This is a genomic window from Janthinobacterium sp. BJB304 (assembly GCF_002735765.1).
Classification (GTDB): domain Bacteria; phylum Pseudomonadota; class Gammaproteobacteria; order Burkholderiales; family Burkholderiaceae_D; genus Janthinobacterium.
In genome coordinates this window covers 1-524 of record NZ_PDZN01000059.1, presented here as the reverse complement: position 1 = coordinate 524, position 524 = coordinate 1, and the positions used below count along the sequence as shown (strand labels likewise).

Annotated in this window: 1 protein-coding gene; it reads left to right on the top strand. The window is 63.9% G+C overall.

Annotated elements, in window-relative coordinates:
* Positions 1 to 524: transposase (locus CSQ95_RS28920; protein WP_143450135.1), on the top strand; the 524-nt coding region annotated here is incomplete at both ends.

The following is a 524-nucleotide window of genomic DNA, read 5'->3' as shown; positions in this document are numbered from 1 at the left end:
GATGCCTTGCAAGCGATGCGCCAGCAGGAAAGCAACCGGCTTGAAGTGGCGCGCGCGGCGGTACGCCAGGGTATCGAGGATCATATTGCCTGGCTCGACGCCGAGATCAAAGCGCTGATCCTGGCGATCCGCCGTCATATCGATGACGACCCGGATTTACGCGGCAAGCGCGAATTGCTCGATAGCATCCCTGGCCTGGGCGAGCGCACGATTCCCGTGCTGCTGTCCTACTACGCCAATCCTGAGCGCTTCGACAGCGCCAAGCAGGCGGTGGCGTTTGCGGGCCTCGATCCGCGCCAGCACGAGTCGGGTTCCAGCGTGCGTGGCAAGCCACGCATGTCGAAGGTCGGCCACAGCTTCCTGCGCAAGGCACTGTACATGCCGGCCATGGTGGCAGTGCATAAGACGCCTTGGGGCAAGCGCTTCGGTCAGCGCCTGCGTGACGCCGGCAAAGCGCCCAAGCTGATCATCGGCGCCATGATGCGTAAGCTGGTGCACGTGGCATTCGGCGTGCTCAGGTCGGG